The organism is Bradyrhizobium sp. SZCCHNPS1003, from assembly GCF_032381555.1.
GTDB lineage: Bacteria > Pseudomonadota > Alphaproteobacteria > Rhizobiales > Xanthobacteraceae > Bradyrhizobium.
The window spans coordinates 277,411-296,783 of sequence record NZ_JAUHIU010000002.1; the positions used below are offsets into that span (position 1 = coordinate 277,411).

Genomic DNA, 19,373 nt, shown 5'->3' on the forward strand with positions numbered 1-19,373 from the left:
TTGTCTCCTTACACGCCGAGCCGCTGGATCTTGTGGGTGCCGCGCGCGAGCGAGACGTGCTTGGTCTCCATGTAGAAGTCGAACGAATAGTCGCCGCCGTCGCGGCCGATGCCCGATGCCTTCATGCCGCCGAACGGGGTTGGCAGGTGGCGGACATTCTCCGAGTTCAGCCAGATCATGCCGGCTTCCAGCGCGTCGGCGACGCGCAGCGCGCGGCCCATGTCGCCGGTCCAGACATAGCCGGTAAGGCCGTATTGCACGTCATTGGCGATCGCGATCGCGTCAGCCTCGTCGCGGAACGGGATCACGGTGAGGAACGGCCCGAACACTTCTTCCTGCGCCACGCGCATGGTCTGGCGCGCGCCGGTCACCAGCGTCGGCTCGACGTAATGCCCGCCACCCGGGCCGTCGAACCGCTTGCCGCCGACGGCGATGATCGCACCGTCCTCGCGTGCAACGTCGACATAGGAGCAGACCTTGGCGAGATGCCGCTCGTGGATCAGCGGCCCGAGCTCGGTGGCGGGATCGAGCGGATGACCCACTTTCAGCGCACGCACGCGCGCCGCAAGCTTGGCCGTAAAGGTCTCGGCGATACTCTGCTGCACCAGCAGGCGGCTGGATGAGGTGCAGCGCTCACCGTTGAGCGAGTAGATCATGAACACGACGGCATCGAGCGCGCGGTCGAGATCGGCATCGTCGAACACGATCACCGGGTTCTTGCCGCCGAGCTCGAAATGCACCCGCTTCAGGGTCGGTGCGCCCTGCGCCATGATCGCAGATCCCGTCGAGCTCTCGCCGACGAAGCCGATTGCCTTGATCGCGGGATGCTCGGTCAGCGCCCTGCCGGCCTCCTCCCCGAAGCCATGAACGGTGTTGAGGACGCCGTCGGGAATGCCGGCGTCCTTGGCGAGCTTGGCCAGCCACTGCGCCGTGATCGGCGACCATTCCGCCGGCTTGTGCACGACCGTGCAGCCCGCCGCGAGCGCCGGGGCGATCTTCCAGGTCGACAGCATGAACGGCGTGTTCCACGGCGTGATCACGCCGACAGGCCCGATCGGCACCCGCGTCGAGATGTTCCAGTGCTCGTCGCTCGGCGTGCTCAGGCCGTCGCGGGCCTCGGTGCATTTGTCGGCGAAGAAGCGGAAATTCTCGGCGGCGCGGATCGCGGCCTTGGCCATGAAGCGATAGGCCTGACCGGTGTCGATGCATTCGAGCACGGCGATGTCGTCGGCATGATCCTCGATCGCGTCGGCCACGCGATGCAGCAGCTTGCGCCGCATCGCCGGCGCCATGTCGCGCCACGACTTGAAGGCGAGGGCGGCCGACGTCGCCGCGCGATCGATGTCCTCGGCATTGCCGCGCGCGACCTTGGCGAGCACGGCACCGTCGATCGGAGACTTCGTCTCGAACGTCGCGCCTGAGATCGCCGGCACGACCTTGCCATCGATGACGTGACCGATGCCCTCGTCCTTCAGCTTCGCGAGCAGGGGAGCGGCACGGTCGAGATTGGCCTTGTAGATGTCGGCTTTGGGACTGGCCTTATCCATGGGATGCCTCCGCTTTCAGGGCGTCGTGGATGTTGTTGCGCTTCCAACTGGTCGCGGCATCGTTGATCTGCATGTCGAAGGACAGCGCGAACTTGCTACTGGCGAAGACTGGGTCGAGGTAATCTGAAAGTGCCTTGAAGACGTGCTCGCCGGCCTTCTGCCGTGCCGCGAGGTCGCGGCCTTCGCCGAGCCGCAGCAGCATCGCGAGGAAGGCGGAATCGGGCTTGCCGTCGGCGATCGCGTAGTGCTCGCAGCGGATCGCGCGCACGCGGATGCCGCCGATCGGAAAGATCCCGGTCTCGCTGGCGGCCTTGCGGACCACTTCGCAAAGGTTGCCCATCATGACAAAGCCGTCGAGATTGGCGGAGTATTCGATGCTGAAATGCGGCATGGTGCGGTCGCTCCGGGGCAGGCGTCAGGCGAAGTAACAGCTCACCGTCCCATACGGGCCGTAGTCGGCCTGGATCGTGTCGCCCTTGCGCGCCTCGATCGGCCGGATGAACGAGCCGGCAAGGACCACCTGTCCCGGCTCCAGCGCGAATCCATTTGCCGCGATCTTGTTGGCGAGCCACGCAACGGCCGTTGCCGGGTTGTTCAGCACGCCGGCGGCCAAGCCGGTCTCTTCCAGTTGACCGTTCTTATAACAGAGTGCGCCGATCCAGCGCAGGTCGGCATCGAGCGGCCGCAGCGGCCGGCCGCCGAGCACGATGCCGGCATTTGCGGCGTTGTCGGCGATCGTGTCGAAGATCTTGCGCGTCGCCTTCGTTTCCTGATCAACCCGCTCGATCCGGGTGTCGAGAATCTCCAATGCCGGCACCACGAAATCGGTCGCGTTGAGCACGTCGAACAGAGTGCAGTCCGGTCCCGAAAGACGATGCTTCATGACGAAGGCAAGCTCCGCCTCGATACGCGTCGCGATGAAGCGGTCGGACGGCACCAGCCCGCCATCGGCAAAGAACATGTCGTCGAGCAGCACGCCCGAATCCGGCTCATCGATGTTCAGCGCGCTCTGCATCGCCTTCGATGTCAACCCGATCTTATGACCCCTGATGACGCGGCCCGCGGCGACCTTGATGCCGATCCAGGCGTCCTGGATCGCATAGGCATCTGCGATGGTGATATCGGGAAACTCCTGCGACAACTGCCTGATCTGGCGGCGGCTCTTTTCGGCCTGATCCAGGCGTAAGGCGCAGCTATGAATCTGGTCGCTCGCAAGAGGCATGGTCTATCGCTCAGAAAAGAGATAGCGGCAGATGATTAACATGTTAAGTTTCAGCCGGCAAACCGAAAGGACGTTTGCTGCAGTGCAAATATTCAGGATGGCCCACGGGAGATTGATGTGAGCGAGACCAGGGCCAAGGTCGCCAGGCAGGCTGCGAAGGAAGCGCGCAAGGTGCCGATGCGCGACTTCTCGCAGTCGCTGCCGATGGCCTTGTTGCGGGCGCGTGAGGCCGTGATGCGGCAGTTTCGCCCCAATCTGCGACAGCACGGCCTGACCGAGCAGCAATGGCGCATCTTGCGCGCGCTGGCGGCGGTCGATGTGATCGAGGTGACGGAGCTGGCGCGGGTCGCGTTCCTGCTCGGGCCCAGCCTCTCTCGCATCCTGCGCGATCTCGAGGCGCGCGGCTTGATTCAGCGCGAAGTCGATAGCCGCGACATGCGCAGGGGCGTGTTGTCGATTTCGACCAAGGGCATGAAGCTGATCGCGCAGGTCGCGCCGAGCTCAGAGGCGATCTACGCATCAATTTCCAGCCGGTATGGTGCACGCAAGCTTGCCGCATTGCACAAGATGCTGGGCGAGCTCGAGCGGAGCATTGGCGGCGATCTCGACCCCGACGACAGCGGCGACGGCTGATATGCCGCGGACGAGACGCAATGGGTGGGGTCTCGTGCTTGGCAGGCCGTTCGGCGTTTTGATAAGAAGCGATGCAGTCGAGCGGAGATGGCGTGCGTCGCAGGCATGGCAAACCATGCTAACTCTGTTTTCGCATGCTGATCGAACCCGCGAGTTGTCATGGTCACTATCAAGGTTGCGCATCTCATCGATTTCGTTGCCGATGTCTTCGAACACGCCAATTCCTCGCCGGAGGAGGCCCGCCGGATCGCGACCTATCTGACGACGGCCAACCTGACAGGGCATGACAGCCACGGTGTGATCCGCGTGCCCGTCTATATCCGTTGGCAGAAGATGGGTTCGATCGTGCCCAACCAGACCGCAGAGGTCGTGGTCGACACCCCGTCGCTGGTGGTCGTCGACGGCAAGTTCGGCTACGGCCAGACCGTGACACCACAGGCCGTGAAGATCGGCATCGAGCGTTGCAAGAAGAGCGGCTTGGCTGCGTTGGCGCTGCGTAATTCCGGCCATCTCGGCCGGGTCGGCGACTGGGCGGAGATGGCCGCCGCTGAGGGACTCGTCTCCATTCATTTCGTCACGGCCGCAGGCTCGCTGCTGGTGGCTCCCTATGGCGGAGTCGAGAAGCGGTTCTCGACCGCGCCATATTGTGTCGGCATCCCACGCCAGGGACAGGATCCCATCGTGCTCGATTTCGCGACCTCGATCGTGGCTGAGGGCAAGGTCCTGGTGGCGAGCCGCGGCGGCAAGAAGCTGCCCAAGGGCGCCTTGATCGATGCCGATGGTACGCTCAGCGAGGATCCGGCGGTGCTCTATGGACCCTATGAGGCCGAGGGGACGCGCGACCACACCAAGGGGACGGGAGCGATCCGCGCCTTCGGCGAGCACAAGGGCTCCGGTCTCGCCTTCATCTGTGAGCTGCTTGGCGGCGCCTTGACCGGCACCGGGGCGACGTCGGCAAACCGGCGCTTTGCCAACGGCATGCTCGCGATCTACATCGACCCGAAGGTGGTCGATCCGGCGAGCTTCTTCGATGGTGAGATCACCCGCTACACGGATTTCATCCGGGCGACCAAGCCGGTCTCCGGCGTCGATCAGGTGCTGGTGCCGGGCGATCCCGAGCGCAAGATGCGGGCCGAGCGTACGGCCAATGGCGTGCCCTTGCCCGATGACACCTGGGCGGCAATAGTGAACACGGCACGCGAAGTGGGTGTCAGCGAAGCGAGCATTCAGCGGGCGACATCGTGAAATCAGTGTGACTGCGGGTGGTGCGAAGCATCCATGCTCAAATTGAGCGGGATTGCATTGCGTTGCGCCATCGGCGACAACGAATTCTAACGAGACGGATCGGTTGAACAACAAGGGAAGGAAACGCAGTCGTGGCGAACAATAAGGTCAAGCAGCTCTGGGCCGAAGGCAAGACGGTGGTGAATGCCTGGCTCGCGATCCCCTCGGGCTTTTCCGCGGAGGTCGTGGCTCAGTGCGGCTTCGACAGCGTCACCGTGGACATGCAGCACGGGGTACAGGACTATCTGTCGATGGTGCAGTGCTTTCAGGCGATGCATGGCCGTCCGGTCACGCCGATGGTGCGCGTGCCGTGGAACGAGCCCGGCATCATCGGCAAGGTGCTCGATGGCGGTGCCTATGGCGTCATCTGCCCGATGGTCAACACAGCGCAGGAAGCGCGCAACCTCGTTTCCTATTCCAAATATCCGCCCAAGGGTGTGCGCTCCAACGGTCCGATCCGTTCGGGCATGTATGGCGGCGCGGGCGAGTATCAGAAGACGGCCAACGACGAGATCGTGCTGCTGCCGATGATGGAGACCAGGACCGCGGTCGAGAACATGGAAGCCATTCTCGATGTCGAAGGCATCGACGGCGTCTATATCGGTCCCTCCGATCTCGGCTTTTCCTATGGCCTGGTGCCGAAGCTCGATCGTGACGAGCCGGAGATCCTCAAGATCTATGAGAAGATCGTGAAGGAATGCGGCAAGCGCGGGCTCAATCCCGGTATTCATTGCAGCGGCGCCGAGGGCGCTGTCCGCGCCATCAACATGGGCTTTAAGCTCGTGACCTTGTCCAACGAGGTCGGCCTGATGCAGGTCTATGCCCGCCAGCAAGTCGCGCAGACCCGCAAGGACTCCGGCGGCAAGGCCTGAGGCGAATTGCGAATGGGGAGTAGCGAATAGGGGATTCATTCATTCGCTATTCGCAACTCGCTATTCGCATGCCGGTTTGCGACCTACCGATACAAACGAAGAGAGACTGCCATGGCTCCCGCCCCCGTCATCCGTCTTCATCCCGAGGACAGCGTCCTGATCGCGCGTGCGAGTCTGCCGCCCGGCCTCGCGGTTGCCGATGGCGTGGCCACGGTGGACCGCATTCCGGCGGGGCATAAGGTCGCGGTGCGTCCGATCGCGCAGGGCGAGCCCATCCGCCGCTACGGCCAGATCATCGGCTTCGCTACCGCGCCGATCGCGCCGGGGCAGCACGTTCATACACAGAACTGCGGCATGGGCGATTTCGCCAAGGATTATGCCTATGGCGTCGACGTGAAGCCGACGCCGAATTTCGATCTTCCGGCGACGTTCGAGGGCATTCGCCGTCCCGATGGCCGGGTTGCGACCCGCAACTACATCGGCATTCTGACGTCGGTGAACTGCAGCGCGCATGTCGCGGGCCTGGTCGCCGACGTCTTCAAGCGGAATCCCTTCACCGGTGATGATCCGCTCGCCGACTACCCGAACGTCGATGGCGTCGTGGCGCTGACGCACAAGACCGGCTGCGGCATGACGCTCGACGAGCCGCTGAAGCTGCTGCGGCGAACCCTCGGCGGCTACGCGCGTCACGCGAACTTCTCTGCGGTGATCGTGCTCGGTCTCGGTTGCGAGGCCAATCAGATCGGCGGACTGATGGAGGAGCAGAAGCTCGCCGGCCGTCTGCGTGCCATGGACATCCAGGAGGTCGGTGGCACCCGCAAGACCGTCGAGGCCGGCATTGCTTTCGTCAAGGAAGCGCTCGCCGACGCCAGCAGGGTCAAGCGCGAGACGGTTCCGGCCAGCGAGCTGACGGTCGCGCTGCAGTGTGGCGGCTCCGACGGCTATTCCGGCATCTCGGCCAATCCGGCGCTCGGTGCAGCAAGCGATCTGCTGGTGCGACATGGTGGCACGGTGATCTTGTCGGAGACGCCCGAGACCTATGGCGCCGAGCATCTGCTGACGCGCCGCGCAGTCAGCCGCGACGTCGGCGAGAAGCTCGTCTCCCTGATGCGCTGGTGGGAGGAGTATACGGCGCGCGAGGGTGCGGAGATGAACGCCAATCCCAGCCCGGGCAACAAGGCGGGCGGCCTGACGACGATTCTCGAGAAGTCGCTCGGCGCGATGGCCAAGGCCGGCAGCACCAATCTGGTCGATGTGCTGCATTATGCCGAGGCCGTCACCAAGAAGGGCTTCGTGTTCATGGACACGCCTGGCTACGATCCCGTCGCGGCGACGGGGCAGGTGGCCGGAGGAGCCAATCTCGTTTGCTTCACGACCGGACGCGGCAGCGTGTTCGGCTGCAAGCCGGCGCCGTCCATCAAGCTCGCGACCAACACGCCGATGTACAGGCGGATGGAAGACGACATGGACGTCAATTGCGGCACCATCCTCGACGGCGAGGAGACGGTGCAGGAGTGCGGCCAGCGCATCTTCGAATTGATGCTGAAGACCGCCTCGGGGCAGCCGACCAAGAGCGAGAGCTTCGATTTCGGCGGGGCCGAGTTCGCACCCTGGGTGCTCGGCGCGACGATGTAGCTGGATTACTCAGCTATTCGGCTGCCCCATATCGGGGCTGCCGTCTGACATGTCCCGGCATCTGATCGCAGCTGAGATCGCCAATAGCTGAGACTGGATCGCAACTGAGATCAGATGACAGGTGAGCGCGCCGCCATGTGCTGGCTGTCGTGGGCAGTCCGTCATGGGCTGGCCCTGCCGACGCTCGCGCGACAGCGGCGCAGAGCAATTTACCGCTGGTGGCCCAGGCCGATGCCGAGCGCCAGGGCCTTCTGACGGAGCGAGCCTTCGGTCCGCTTCATGGCCTTGGCGATCTTGGCAACCGGGGTCTTGGACTTCGAGTGCTGCTTCAGCAGCTTGATGTCGGCGGGCGTGTAGGGTTTCCGCGCCAACTTCTTGGTAGCTGCCTTCTTAGCTGTCTTCGCCACTTGATTCTCCTTTTGGCAATGGTGGTCCTAAATAGCATGTGTAGTCGAGCTATCAAGCGATTGCGGCAAATGCAACGCTATTAGTTCTTGTTAGTTCATCATTCGGGGTTAATCCCTGCTTTGAGGGACTGGTCAATCTTCCGTGAGCGCCTGCGCGCCTTCCTGTGGACAACTCTCCGCGTGTGGCTGGAGAGGTTGTTTGTTCTTCTCTCGTTCTTCGTGACGGGCCGGATTGGGGCGCGCAGCGGCCGGAAAAGCGACCGGTGCGTGCAGCGGAAGCACCTGACAGGGGAGGCTCAACTCGACCTATGCGGACCCAAATGCCGCCTTTCGGGCTTAGGATAGTTCAATAGGCAGCTCTGCCCTTTGTTAGTGCTTGATCCCTAAGCACAGCAATGTTCTGCTTAAAAAAGTTGCTGGAGCGCCGAAACCTCGTGTCAATCTACGTCGCATTACATCACGTCACCCATTACAAATACGATCGTCCGGTCGAACTGGGCCCGCAGACCATCCGCCTGCGTCCTGCACCACATACCAGGACCCCCGTGCTGAGCTATTCGCTCAAGGTCACGCCGCCCAACCATTTCGTGAACTGGCAACAGGATCCGCAAGGCAATTGGCTGGCCCGCTACGTTTTCCCTGAGAAGGTGAACGAACTCAAAATCGAGGTCGACTTCACGGCGCAGATGACCGTGATCAATCCGTTCGACTTCTTCGTCGAGCCTTATGCGGACAGTTTTCCCTTTGCCTATCCGGAGGGTCTCAAGGTGGAACTCGCGCCCTATCTCGAGACGATCGAGCCGGGGCCGTTGTTCGCGGAATACTTGAAGTCGATTCCCCGCGATGCGGACAACACCGTCAACTATCTCGTCGAACTCAATGCGCAGTTGCAGAAAAAGATTCGTTATATCATCCGGATGGAGCCCGGTGTTCAAACGCCGGAGGAGACGCTGTCGTCGGCCGCCGGCTCCTGCCGCGACTCGGCGTGGCTGCTGATCCAGACGCTGCGGCATCTCGGCCTCGCCGCCCGCTTCGTCTCCGGCTATTTGATTCAGCTTCGTCCCGACATTGATCCGGTCGAGGGGCCGGTCGAGGTCGAGAATGATTTCACCGATCTGCATGCCTGGGCCGAGGTCTATCTGCCCGGTGCTGGATGGATAGGCTTCGACGTCACCTCGGGCATGCTGGCGGGCGAGGGACACATCCCCGTTGCTGCGACTCCCCACTATCACTCGGCCGCGCCGATCAGCGGCAGCGCCGGAGTTGCCGAGGTCAACTTCAACTTCGAGATGAATGTGAGGCGCATCCGCGAAGCGCCGCGGATCACCCGGCCATTTTCGGATGAGGCGTGGGACCGGCTCGACCGCCTCGGCGAAGCCGTCGATGCCGATCTCGCCGCGAACGACGTGCGGCTCACGATGGGCGGCGAGCCGACCTTCGTGTCGATCGACGACATGGAATCGGCTGAGTGGAATACGGCTGCCGTCGGCCCGGCCAAGCGCGGGCTCGCCGACAGCCTGATCCGGCGTCTGCGCGCGCGCTTCGCGCCCGGTGGCCTGCTGCATTACGGCCAGGGCAAGTGGTATCCCGGCGAAAGCCTGCCGCGCTGGGCGTTCGGACTGTATTGGCGCAAGGATGGTGAGCCGATCTGGCGCAATCCGGACCTGATCGCCAGCGTCGATGGTCCGCGCAAGGCGACGATCCAGGATGCGGAGCGTTTCCTGGACATGGCCGCCGAGACGCTCGGGCTCGAATCCGACTACGTGCTGCCCGCGTTCGAGGATCCCGCGCATTGGCTGCAGAAGGAAGCCGCGCTGCCCGAGAACGTCGACGCACTCGACTCCAAGCTCGCCGATCCCGAAGAGCGCGCACGCATGGCGCGGGTGTTCGACGAAGGGCTGCACATTCCGCGCGGCTTCGTGCTGCCGATCCAACGCTGGAATGCACAGCCCAGGCGCTGGCGCAGCGAGCGCTGGGGCCTGCGGCGCAAGCGCCTGTTCCTGATTCCCGGCGACTCGCCGCTCGGCCTGCGGTTGCCGATCGGCTCGCTGGCCTACATTCCGCCGGAAGATTTCCCGTATATCCACGAGCAGGACCCGATGGAGGAGCGCGGGCCGCTGCCGATGTTCACGCAGGGGCGGCCGGTGATCGTGCCGGAGGTGCCGCCGCTGCCGAAGCTCGATCGCGCGCCGAAGCCGCAGCAGGACGTTCAGTATCAGTACTGGGGTGGGCTCGGCGTCCGCACGGCGATGTCGGTCGAGATCCGCGATGGCATTCTCTGCGTGTTCATGCCGCCTGTCGAAACCATCGAGGACTACCTGGAACTCGTCGCAACGGTCGAAGCGACGGCGGAGGCGATGCAGATCAAGGTTCACGTGGAGGGCTATGCGCCGCCGTTCGATCCGCGCATCGAGGTGATCAAGGTGACGCCCGATCCGGGCGTCATCGAGGTCAACATCCAGCCGGCCGCGAGCTGGCGGCAATCGGTCGACATCACTTTCGGGCTCTATGAGGATGCTGCAAAGGTGCGGCTCGGCGCCAATCGCTTCCTGATCGATGGCCGCCACACCGGCACCGGCGGCGGCAATCATGTCGTCGTCGGCGGCAGCTCGCCGCCGGATTCGCCGTTCCTGCGCCGCCCCGATCTGCTGAAGAGCCTCGTCCTGTATTGGCAACGGCATCCGTCGCTGTCTTATTTGTTCTCCGGCATGTTCATCGGGCCGACCAGCCAGGCTCCGCGCATCGACGAGGCGCGCCACGACAGTCTCTATGAGCTGGAGATCGCGCTCGCCAATGTGCCACGGATCGGGCAGAGCGTGCCGCTGTGGCTGGTCGACCGGCTGTTCAGGCATCTGCTGGTGGACATCACCGGCAACACGCATCGCTCGGAGATCTGCATCGACAAGCTCTACTCGCCGGAGGGACCGACGGGCCGCCTCGGCCTCGTCGAGTTCCGCGCGCTGGAAATGCCGCCCGATCCGCGCATGTCGCTGGCGCAGCAGCTTCTCATCCGTGCGCTGATCGCCAAATTGTGGCGCGAGCCGCAGGAAGGCAAGTTCGTGCGCTGGGGCACGGCGCTGCACGACCGCTTCATGCTGCCTCACTTCATCTGGGACGACTTTCTTGATGTCCTGGATGAGCTGAGGTCGTCCGGCTACGATTTCTCGCCGGAATGGTACCAGGCGCAGCTCGAGTTCCGTTTTCCGACCTTCGGCCGCGTGCAGCATGGCGGCGTGACCTTGGAGCTGCGGCAGGCGCTGGAGCCCTGGCATGTGCTGGGCGAGGAAGGCGCGGCCGGTGGCACGGTGCGCTATGTCGATTCCTCGGTCGAACGACTTCAAGTGAAAGCCGAAGGCTTCATCGAAGGCCGCCACCTCGTGACCTGCAATGGTAGGAGAATGCCGATGACCTTGACGGGGCGTTCGGCGGAGGCGGTGGCGGCGGTTCGTTTCAAGGCGTGGCAGCCGGCCTCCGGTCTGCACCCGACGATTCCGGTGCATGCGCCGCTGACCTTCGACCTGATCGACACCTGGAATGGCCGTTCGCTCGGCGGCTGCGTCTATCACGTCGCCCATCCCGGCGGCCGCAACTACGACACCAAGCCGATCAACTCCTACGAGGCGGAGGCGCGGCGGCTCGCCCGCTTCCAGGATCACGGCCACACTCCCGGACGAATCCCGCTGCCGCCGGAAGAACGCACAAATGAATTCCCGATGACCCTCGACTTGCGCAGGCCGCTCCTGCATTGATGAAACGGAGTTTGCGCGGAGGACCAGGGTATGGACGGCTCGAGCGGCCAGGACCAGGGAGCGAGCCCCGCCGCCGGTCGGCCGGCGGCACGTTCTCCGCTGCGCCGCGCCGAGCATTGGGCGCGCGACTATGCCCGGCTCCCCGGCATCCCCGATGAGTTCATCGGGGCCGACGGCCGTCCGCGGCCGGTCTGGACCCGCTTTGCCGAGACCTTCGCCGCACTCGCGCCGAGCGACATCGAGCGCCGCTTCGCCTCCGCCGATCGCCATCTGCGCGAAGCCGGCGTCACCTATCGCTCGCCGGGCGATAACGCCGAGCGGTTGTGGCCGCTGAGCCATCTGCCGCTGCTGATCGACGAGTCCGAATGGGCGCAATTGTCCCAGGGCATCGTCCAGCGCGCCGAGCTGTTCGAGCGGGTGCTGCAGGACATCTATGGCGAGGGACGGCTGGTGGCGAGCGGCGCGCTGCCGGCAGCCGCCGTCGCCGGGTCCAGCGAATATCTGCGCCCGGTCTGCGGCGTCAAACCGCCCGGCGGCCGCTTCCTCAGCATCTACGCCGCCGATATCGGCCGTGGGCCCGACGGCGGCTGGTGGGTGCTCAACGACCGCACCCAGGCGCCGTCCGGCATGGGCTATGCGCTGGAAAATCGGCTGGTGCTGTCGCGCGCCTTCTCCTCGATCTACAAGTCCATGAACGTCGAGCGTCTCGCGCCGTTCTTCGAAGCGTTCCGCGATGCGCTGCGCGCCAGCGCCGATCGTGACGAGCCGCGGATCGGCGTGCTCACGCCGGGCATGTTCAGCGAGACCTATTTCGAGCACGCGACGCTGGCGCGCTATCTCGGCTTCCTGCTGGTCGAGGGCGACGATCTCGCCGTCAGCGGTGACCGCGTGCATATCCGCACCGTCGCCGGCCTCAAGCGCGTCGACGTGCTGCTGCGGCGGCTCGATTCCAACTCGCTCGATCCGCTCGAGCTCGACGCGGCATCGCGGCTCGGCGTTGCCGGACTCATGGACGTCGTGCGCAAGGGCGGCGTCGTGGTCGCCAACATGCCGGGCTCCGGCGTGCTCGAGGCGCGCGCGCTGCTCGGCTTCCTGCCGAGCCTTGCCCGGCGCGTGCTCGGTGAGGATCTCAAGATCCCGCACATCGCGACGTGGTGGTGCGGCCAGAAGTCTGCGCGCGACGAGGTGCTGTCGCGGCTCGAGGAGTTCTCGATCGAAGGCGCCTATGGCCGCGCCGTGCCGGGCTTCGCAAGCAGCGGTCCGGTGCTGGCCGGCGAGCTCTCGGCCGCCGAGCGCGAGCGGCTGCGCGCTGCCATCAGCCAGCGCGGCATCGATTATGTCGGCCAGGAGGTAGTGCGGCTGTCGACCACGCCGGTGTGGCAGGACGGCCGGATCGCGCCGCGGCCGTTCGTGCTGCGGGTGTTCGCGGCGGCCACGCCCGACGGCTGGACCGTGATGCCCGGCGGCTTCTGCCGCATCGCCGACAAGCTCGATGCGCGCGCGGTGTCGATGGGCGACGGCGCGCGCGCCGCCGATGTCTGGGTGGTCGCCGACAAGGCGGTGGCGGCGCACACCTTGCTGCCGGGCTCCGACAACGTGCGGATACGCCGCATCGCCGGCGTGCTGCCGAGCCGCGCCGCCGACAATCTGTTCTGGCTCGGACGCTATCTGGAGCGCGCCGAGGCCACCGTGCGGCTGATCCGGGCGCTCGCAGCCCAGCATCGCGATCCCGGCAAGGGGTCGCCGGCGCAGCTCAACACCTCCGAGCGCATCCAGCGGCTGTTGCTGGCGTGGGGTGCTGTTGAGCAGACCTCGCGCAGCAAGGGATTCCAGGTGGCTGCCGAAGCCCTGCAGGCCGAGGCGCAGTTCGGCTCGGCGCTGTCGCTGCTCAGATCGGCGCAGCGCACCGCGACCTCGCTGCGCGAGCGCCTCTCGCCCGACGCCTGGCAGGTCATCACCGAGATGCCGAATCGGCTGGCGCAGGAGGCCGAGGATGAGGACGCCGTCGTCAGCATGGCCGAGCTCACGCTCGACAGGCTCGCGAGCTTCGCCGGCCTCGCCCAGGAGAACATGAATCGCGCCGCCGGCTGGCGCTTCCTCGACATGGGTCGCCGCGCCGAGCGCGCCATCAACACCGCGCGGTTCGCGCGGCAGTTCGGCTATGACGAGGCGACGCCCGAGGATCTCGACGTCCTGCTCACCCTGGTCGATTGTCAGATCACCTATCGCTCGCGCTATCTGATCGGCCCGGCGCTGGCGCCGATCCGCGATCTCGTCGTGCTCGACCTCTATAACCCGCGCTCGGTCGCGTTCCAGGTCGAGCTGCTGAACGAGCACATTGCGAGCCTGCCGGTCCTGAAGGAGAACGGGCTGATCGAGCGGCCGCAACGCCTCGCGATCTCGCTGGGCGCGCGGCTGACCGCAGCGGAGGCGGCCCATCTCGACGGCCGCACGCTGTTTGCACTGGAGCAGGACCTGCTCAATCTGGCGGAGGCGATTGGCCAGCACTATTTCCCGCATGGTCCGAACGCGACGCGGCCGGAAAAGCTGACGGGCCTCGCGTGATCTACGACATCCGGCATGTCACGACCTATGAGTATGAGAGCGCCGTCAGCTTTGCCCGCTGCTCGTTGCGCCTGGAGCCGCTCAGCGGCGACGGCCAGGAGCTGATCTCGCATAGCATCGACATCCGCCCGCGTCCCTCGGAGCGGACGGCGCGGCGCGATTTCTTCGGCACGCTGACCGAGAGCATCGTGATCGACACTCAGCACCGCCACCTGCGCATCGACTCGCGCTCGCGGGTGAGGCTGTCGCGCACACCGCCGGAGCGCGATGCGCCGAGCGCGGCCTGGGAGGACGTGCGCGATGCCGCCTTCGAGGCGACGAGCCTCGGCCCGTCGTCGCCGATCGGCTACGTCTTCGCCAGCGCGCTGGTGCCGGTGCTGGAGCCGGTGACGGACTATGCCGCGGCAAGCTTTCGCGCCGGCACCGGCATCGTTGCCGGCGCGGCCGACCTCATGCGGCGCATCCGCAAGGAGTTCAGATACGATCCGAAGGCGACCGTGATCTCGACCCCGTTGCGCGAGGTGTTCGACAATCGCCATGGTGTTTGCCAGGATTTTGCTCACGTCATGATCGCCGGCCTGCGCGGTCTCGGTCTGCCCGCGGCCTATGTCAGCGGCTACCTGCGCACCATCCCGCCCGAGGGCCAGCCGCAGCTGCAGGGCGCCGACGCCACCCATGCCTGGGTGTCGCTGTGGTGCGGCGAGGAGCTGGGCTGGATCGGTTTCGATCCGACCAATGATCTCCTGGTCGGCAATGATCACATCATCCTCGGCATGGGCCGCGACTTCTCGGACGTCTCGCCGGTCGATGGCATCATCGTCGGTTCGCGCAAGCAGAAACTCGGCGTCGCCGTCGATGTCGTGATGGTCGAGTAGGGTTCCCTGACCGGGAACGGCCGGAACATTTTTCCCGCATCGCACTTGATCCGCCCGAGGGGCCCGAATGGGGGCTGGCTGACCCTTTCGAGCGATGGAGTGATCGACATGACGCGTGTAGCAATCATCATTGGCCTTGTCGGCGCCTGTGTGGCCGGCGGCGCCTCGGCCCAGCCAAGTGCGAACCTCACCGGCACCTACCGCTGCATCCAGATGTGCCGCGACGGCATGATCGGCGCGCCGGCCTTCGTGACGCAGAACGGCGATTCCGTGAACCTGACCACCGAGACCGGCGAGTCCCTCCAGGCTTGGCCGGACTGGAATGCTCCCAATAGCCGGCTGTGGATCGATGCGCGCGACGAAAGCGCGGTGTATTCGCCCGACGGCATGCGCATTCAGTTCGACGACGGCCGCGTCTGGGAGCGCGACCTGCCGCCGCCGCTGATCGTGCGCCGCGCGCCGGTCGTGTACGGGCGATAAGCGATCGCCATTGCTACTAAGGCCCTCGCGCACGCGGGGGCCTTGATTTGCGGGTGAGATGAAAGGTGCCGGCCTCACAATCACTGTCGTCCCGGCGAACGTCGGGACCCATAACCCCAGCTGAGTGTTGGGCGGCACACTGTTAGCAGCATCTCGCACCTCACTCCTGCTGCGGAGTATGAGTTCCGGGCTTGCCTGGGACAACGGCGAGTTTGTTGCACGGTCTCTCCACAATTCGCGCTGCGGCGGGATACTTTCTGCTGTCATCGTCCGCGAAAGCGGACGATCCAGTACTCGCCGGGAGGGGTGATGAATCGAGACGCCGCGGCGTGCTGGATGCCCGCCTGCGCGGGCATAACACGGAGTACGAGGCAGCGTTCTCGCGACATGATCTGTCCGAGTCATGAAGGATAGCTCGAACCCTCCGAGAACAAGAGGGCGCAGGGAATGCCGGGTGATGGCCTCACCCATGGCCCGCCTGCGAAAAGAATGCAGGCGGCAGGTACCACAGGTGCAGCCGGGTCAACCCGGCATTCCCTGCGCGATGGCTTTACGGCTTATACGTGGTCTCCCTGGTGCGCCGAGCTTTCTGGCCACCATCCCCAGCGCGATCGCATTGCGCCAGGTTGACACCAGCATCGGGGTGTCGGGACATCACGACTTCACCGTGCGCATCATGCCGTTCGTCCGCGCGACTGATCACGCTGCAGCACCACACGCCCACCGCTCCCCAGGCTCCACGTTCGTGACGATCGCGATCCGCCCCTCTCACGAGCCCGGGATGGCCGGAAACATCGGTCTGATTTGCCCGACGATGCAAGTGGGCAAGCGTGCGACAAACTGGCACGACGGGCAATTCGGGCATGGCGGATATGCGCGATCTATTAGTTGTCGTTCAGACAGCGAGCGGCATGCTCAATCCGGCACCAGCAGAGAAGCTCAGCACTTCCGCATCTGCAAGCAATGCTCTCGCCCCTCGACATCAGTCCGAAACGACTCGATGAAGCCGCCCTGGCGCTGGGTCACATACACGGTCTTGCCGTCGGTGCCGCCGAAGGCGAGGTTGGTCGGCTCCTTGGCTTTCAGCGCGATCTCCCTGATCATGCGCCCATCCGGCGCCAGCATGGCGATGCTGCCCTTGAGGATGCGCGCGACCAGCAGCCGGCCGCTGGCGTCGGTGCGCAGTCCGTCGATCGTGTTCGGCTCGAAGGTCTTGATCAGCTTCGGCCGTGTCAGCGCGTCGCCGTCGATCGCATAGGACCAGATCTCGCCGCTGTTGGATTCGCCGACATAGAGCGTGCGGCCGTCGGGGCTGAGATCGATGCCGTTGGCGGTGCCCATGGCGCGTGGCGCGATCATCGCCGCGCCCTGCATCACGCCATCAGCGCCCTTCGCAATGCGCCAGACGCGGCCGCTGCGCGCCTTCCAGTTGGGATCGCTCGCATAGATGGTGCCGTCGCGTGACAGCGTGATGTCGTTGGGCTGGCTCATGTCATCGGCATGGAAGACGAGGCGGGGCTCGGTCGTGCCGGGGGCGATGGCGAAGATGTTGTGCTTCTTGTAGTCGGCGACGAATATGACGCCGGCAGCGTCGATGCGGATCGCATTGCCGATGCTGCCGTCGGGCAGCTCGGTGAATTTCTCCGAGGCCGTCGCTTCCGGCGCCAGCCTGCCGATCGCGCCGGGTTTGCTGATATTGACCACGAACAGATTGCCGTCGCGGTCGACGGCGGGGCCTTCGATGCCGAAGGTGTATTCGCCTGATGGTGTGAGCTGCGTGCTCTCGAACAGTTTTGGGGCGGCCAGAGCAGGGACGGTCGCAAGGACGAGCATTGCGAGTTCCGCCAAACGCGGGATGCGTAGGGTGGGCAAGGGCGCGATGCGACGCTGCTTCCGAGCCAACACCGTGTGCGGCGCGCCGTGCCCACCATCGCGGGCAGCGGTGCTCGCGACTACCCCCACCCCCGACCCCTCCCCGCAAGGGGGAGGGGAGCACACTACGCCTGTGGCAGTCGCTTTGCTCATCCCAGGGATGATCTCGTCGCGTCCGTCAGAGCGGCACCAGAAACTGCTGTTGGATATAATAGCCATCGTCGTCCGTGCAGGTGCCGTTGAGATAGGTGTCGGCTGGCCGGAAGAGACGGCTGAAGCCGGGCTTATTGACGGCAGACCTCTCGGTCACCACGACGATCTTGCCGAACGGAATGTCGCCGCATTCGCGGCCGTCCGCGGCGAAGAACTTGCGGTGCGGCGGGCCGCCCGCTTTGACCCGCATCCGCGTGCCTGGAACCAGGCGTGCGACGAGGTCGTCGGCAACATCAAGCAGTTTCGCATAGCCTGGTTCCGTCTTGATCAGGTCAGCCCCGGGCGGCATCTGCCGCTCGGCACCCAACCCGCGCAATCGCTGACGCAGCCGGCCGGCTTCGGGATCGCCGGGATAGATCCAGCCGTCCTGGGCCAGCATGAAGCGCAGCACCGCGAGGTCATTGTCTCGATCGGATTGTCCGGCCTCGAGGCCGAAATCCGAATGGCAACCGCGACAGTGTTTCTCGATGAGGTTCTTGCGCACCATCGCCAACCGCGCGCGCCCGGCAGCATCGTCCAGCACCAAGGCGGCCAGCCGGTCGATCAGTTGATCGCTTCTCGTGTCGCAAGGCAACGGCTCGGGTGCAGCCTCGTCCGTGTGGTCGATCCGGATCACGGTCTGGTTCTTGTCCTCCACCAGCCAGATCGCGCCGTCGTCGGCCACGGTCATGCCGACCGGCGCGCCTTGCGGCCGGATGCCGTTGACGCGATGCCAGCCGGTGATGATCTCGTCGAACGCCGCAGCCGGCGCGGGACCGGCTGCGGTCTGGAAAGCGCGGGTCGGCTCGGCGGCGCAGCTCACATGATAGCGCACCGGCGCCGGGCTCACTTTCGGGAAGCCACGCTCGTCGACCTCATAGGCGAGCAGCCGGCTGCCGGTCGGCCGGTAGCCATGCAGGCCGACCAGCAGCCTGCCTTTCAGCTCGCCGAAGCGATCGCCCGTGTAGTAGAGCATGCCGAGCGGCGCGCCATGCGGTGGCAGCAGCGACCAGGGCTGCTTGTAGAGCGTGGTGGTGTTGCAGAGGTTCTTGAGCGCGCCGGATTGCAGCACGCGCTTGAATTCCGGGCTCGGCGTCGTCAGGTCGTAGCAATAGGGCCAGCCATAGTGGCGGCCTTGCTCGATGGCGTTGATCTCCTCGTTGGGTGCGAACACGTCCTGCAGATCGCGCGCGTTCTCGCCCTGCAGCAAGGCGGTGCCGGGATCGGGAAAGCGCGGATGCAGGGCCAACGCCATTGAGTTGCGCAGGCCGCGCGCGTAGACCTCGTGCGGCGGCGACGGATCGCCGGATTTCAGCGCCGCAAAGACGCTGCCGGTCGGTGGCGTGAACAGCCAGATCGCGGCGAGCGCCGAGGTGCCTTCACCGGCGGCGCAGGGCTGCGTGATCGGCGCCTGCGACAGGCAGTTGTCGCTAGGCGAGCCGATGTTGACGAACAGCCGTCCGGTGCGGTCGAAGGCGAATGCCTTCAGCGGATGCGCACTTTCCGATAGGCGCGTGCCGTCGGGCAGCGTGAGGCGGCGTCCCGGCAGGTCGCGGATGATGGTCTCGATCGTTGCTTTCGGATTGCTCGCGAGCGGATCGAAGCGGAAGATCGACGTATCGGTGGCGGCGTAGATCTTGCCGTCGGGACCGGCCGCAAGCCCGAACGGATAGGACAGCCGCGTGATCGCCTCGCGGAGGCGCTGGCCGGCCGGCGCCGCGGGATCGAGGATCAGCAGCCGGCCGTCGTCATGGCCCCAGCCGCCCATGTCCGCGATCACGAACAGCCGATGGCCGGGGATCTGCACGATGCCGCGCGGAAATCTCAGGCCGTCGTCGCGGCTGGCGACGAGGCCGGCGCAGAAGCCCGGCTTCATGTCGATCTGGAGGCGCGGAAAGGCGAGGGCGCCGTCGCCGCAACTGGCCGGGCCGAGCGCGTAGCCGCTGCGGATCGTCGCGTCGTCGGCGCGGCCAGCTCCGATGCCGATGAGCATGGCAGTCGCGACGGCTGCAAGACTGTGCCACGACCATCTCATGCGTT

14 protein-coding genes are annotated in these 19,373 nt (G+C 65.3%); 8 read left to right on the forward strand and 6 right to left on the reverse strand.

Annotated elements, in window-relative coordinates; genetic code table 11:
• Positions 1–8: 8 nt before the first annotated feature.
• From hpaE to hpaH, 3 genes are read right to left on the reverse strand one after another with little or no spacing between them, the layout of a single operon-like run.
• Entirely contained in the window at positions 9–1,547 is a 1,539-nt protein-coding gene (gene hpaE / locus QX126_RS05005; protein WP_315779653.1) for a 5-carboxymethyl-2-hydroxymuconate semialdehyde dehydrogenase, read from the reverse strand.
• Positions 1,540–1,938: a 5-carboxymethyl-2-hydroxymuconate Delta-isomerase gene (locus tag QX126_RS05010; RefSeq protein WP_315737276.1), complete on the reverse strand. Its 399-nt coding sequence runs from the start codon at positions 1,936–1,938 to the stop codon at positions 1,540–1,542. The genes hpaE and QX126_RS05010 overlap by 8 nt, the downstream gene beginning before the upstream one ends.
• A gap of 24 nt (positions 1,939–1,962) precedes the next feature.
• Positions 1,963–2,769 (reverse strand): 2-oxo-hept-4-ene-1,7-dioate hydratase, encoded by an 807-nt coding sequence (gene hpaH, locus QX126_RS05015; protein ID WP_315779655.1) that lies wholly within the window; start codon positions 2,767–2,769, stop codon positions 1,963–1,965.
• 177 nt (positions 2,770–2,946) lie between these two features.
• Here hpaH and hpaR point away from each other — a divergent pair, with 177 nt between their 5' ends.
• The 4 genes from hpaR to QX126_RS05035 all read left to right on the forward strand — a co-directional run bounded on the left by hpaR (position 2,947) and on the right by QX126_RS05035 (position 7,193).
• A complete protein-coding gene (hpaR, locus tag QX126_RS05020) occupies positions 2,947–3,402 on the forward strand; it encodes a homoprotocatechuate degradation operon regulator HpaR (protein WP_409999077.1) in 456 nt (151 codons plus the stop codon).
• Positions 3,403–3,561: 159 nt separating this feature from the next.
• On the forward strand, positions 3,562–4,647 hold the full coding sequence (locus tag QX126_RS05025) for a malate/lactate/ureidoglycolate dehydrogenase (protein ID WP_315779659.1): 1,086 nt from the start codon (positions 3,562–3,564) through the stop codon (positions 4,645–4,647).
• A 131-nt stretch (positions 4,648–4,778) separates the two neighbouring features.
• On the forward strand, positions 4,779–5,558 hold the full coding sequence (locus QX126_RS05030) for an HpcH/HpaI aldolase family protein (RefSeq protein ID WP_315779660.1): 780 nt from the start codon (positions 4,779–4,781) through the stop codon (positions 5,556–5,558).
• 111 nt (positions 5,559–5,669) lie between these two features.
• Positions 5,670–7,193, forward strand: a complete 1,524-nt coding sequence (locus QX126_RS05035) for an altronate dehydratase family protein (protein WP_315779661.1) — start codon at positions 5,670–5,672, stop codon at positions 7,191–7,193.
• Between the two features lie 209 nt (positions 7,194–7,402).
• Here QX126_RS05035 and QX126_RS05040 read toward each other — a convergent pair whose 3' ends face one another.
• Positions 7,403–7,600 carry a hypothetical protein gene (locus QX126_RS05040; protein WP_008964013.1) on the reverse strand — a complete coding sequence of 66 codons (198 nt, stop codon included), beginning with the start codon at positions 7,598–7,600 and terminating at the stop codon, positions 7,403–7,405.
• A 434-nt stretch (positions 7,601–8,034) separates the two neighbouring features.
• On the opposite strand from QX126_RS05040, the gene QX126_RS05045 reads away from it, so the two are divergent.
• The 4 genes from QX126_RS05045 (at position 8,035) to QX126_RS05060 (ending at position 15,269) form a co-directional block, all read left to right on the forward strand.
• Positions 8,035–11,349, forward strand: coding sequence for a transglutaminase family protein (locus QX126_RS05045; RefSeq protein WP_315779663.1), 3,315 nt, complete (start codon positions 8,035–8,037; stop codon positions 11,347–11,349).
• A gap of 30 nt (positions 11,350–11,379) precedes the next feature.
• Entirely contained in the window at positions 11,380–13,914 is a 2,535-nt protein-coding gene (locus tag QX126_RS05050; RefSeq protein WP_315779665.1) for a circularly permuted type 2 ATP-grasp protein, read from the forward strand.
• Positions 13,911–14,789, forward strand: a complete 879-nt coding sequence (locus QX126_RS05055) for a transglutaminase family protein (RefSeq protein ID WP_315779667.1) — start codon at positions 13,911–13,913, stop codon at positions 14,787–14,789. The genes QX126_RS05050 and QX126_RS05055 overlap by 4 nt, the downstream gene beginning before the upstream one ends.
• 99 nt (positions 14,790–14,888) lie before the next feature.
• Positions 14,889–15,269 (forward strand): hypothetical protein, encoded by a 381-nt coding sequence (locus QX126_RS05060; RefSeq protein ID WP_315779669.1) that lies wholly within the window; start codon positions 14,889–14,891, stop codon positions 15,267–15,269.
• 939 nt (positions 15,270–16,208) lie between these two features.
• Here QX126_RS05060 and QX126_RS05065 read toward each other — a convergent pair.
• On the reverse strand, positions 16,209–17,102 hold the full coding sequence (locus QX126_RS05065) for an SMP-30/gluconolactonase/LRE family protein (RefSeq protein WP_315779671.1): 894 nt from the start codon (positions 17,100–17,102) through the stop codon (positions 16,209–16,211).
• A 217-nt stretch (positions 17,103–17,319) separates the two neighbouring features.
• Entirely contained in the window at positions 17,320–19,368 is a 2,049-nt protein-coding gene (locus tag QX126_RS05070) for a PQQ-dependent sugar dehydrogenase (protein ID WP_315779673.1), read from the reverse strand.
• Positions 19,369–19,373 lie beyond the last annotated feature (5 nt).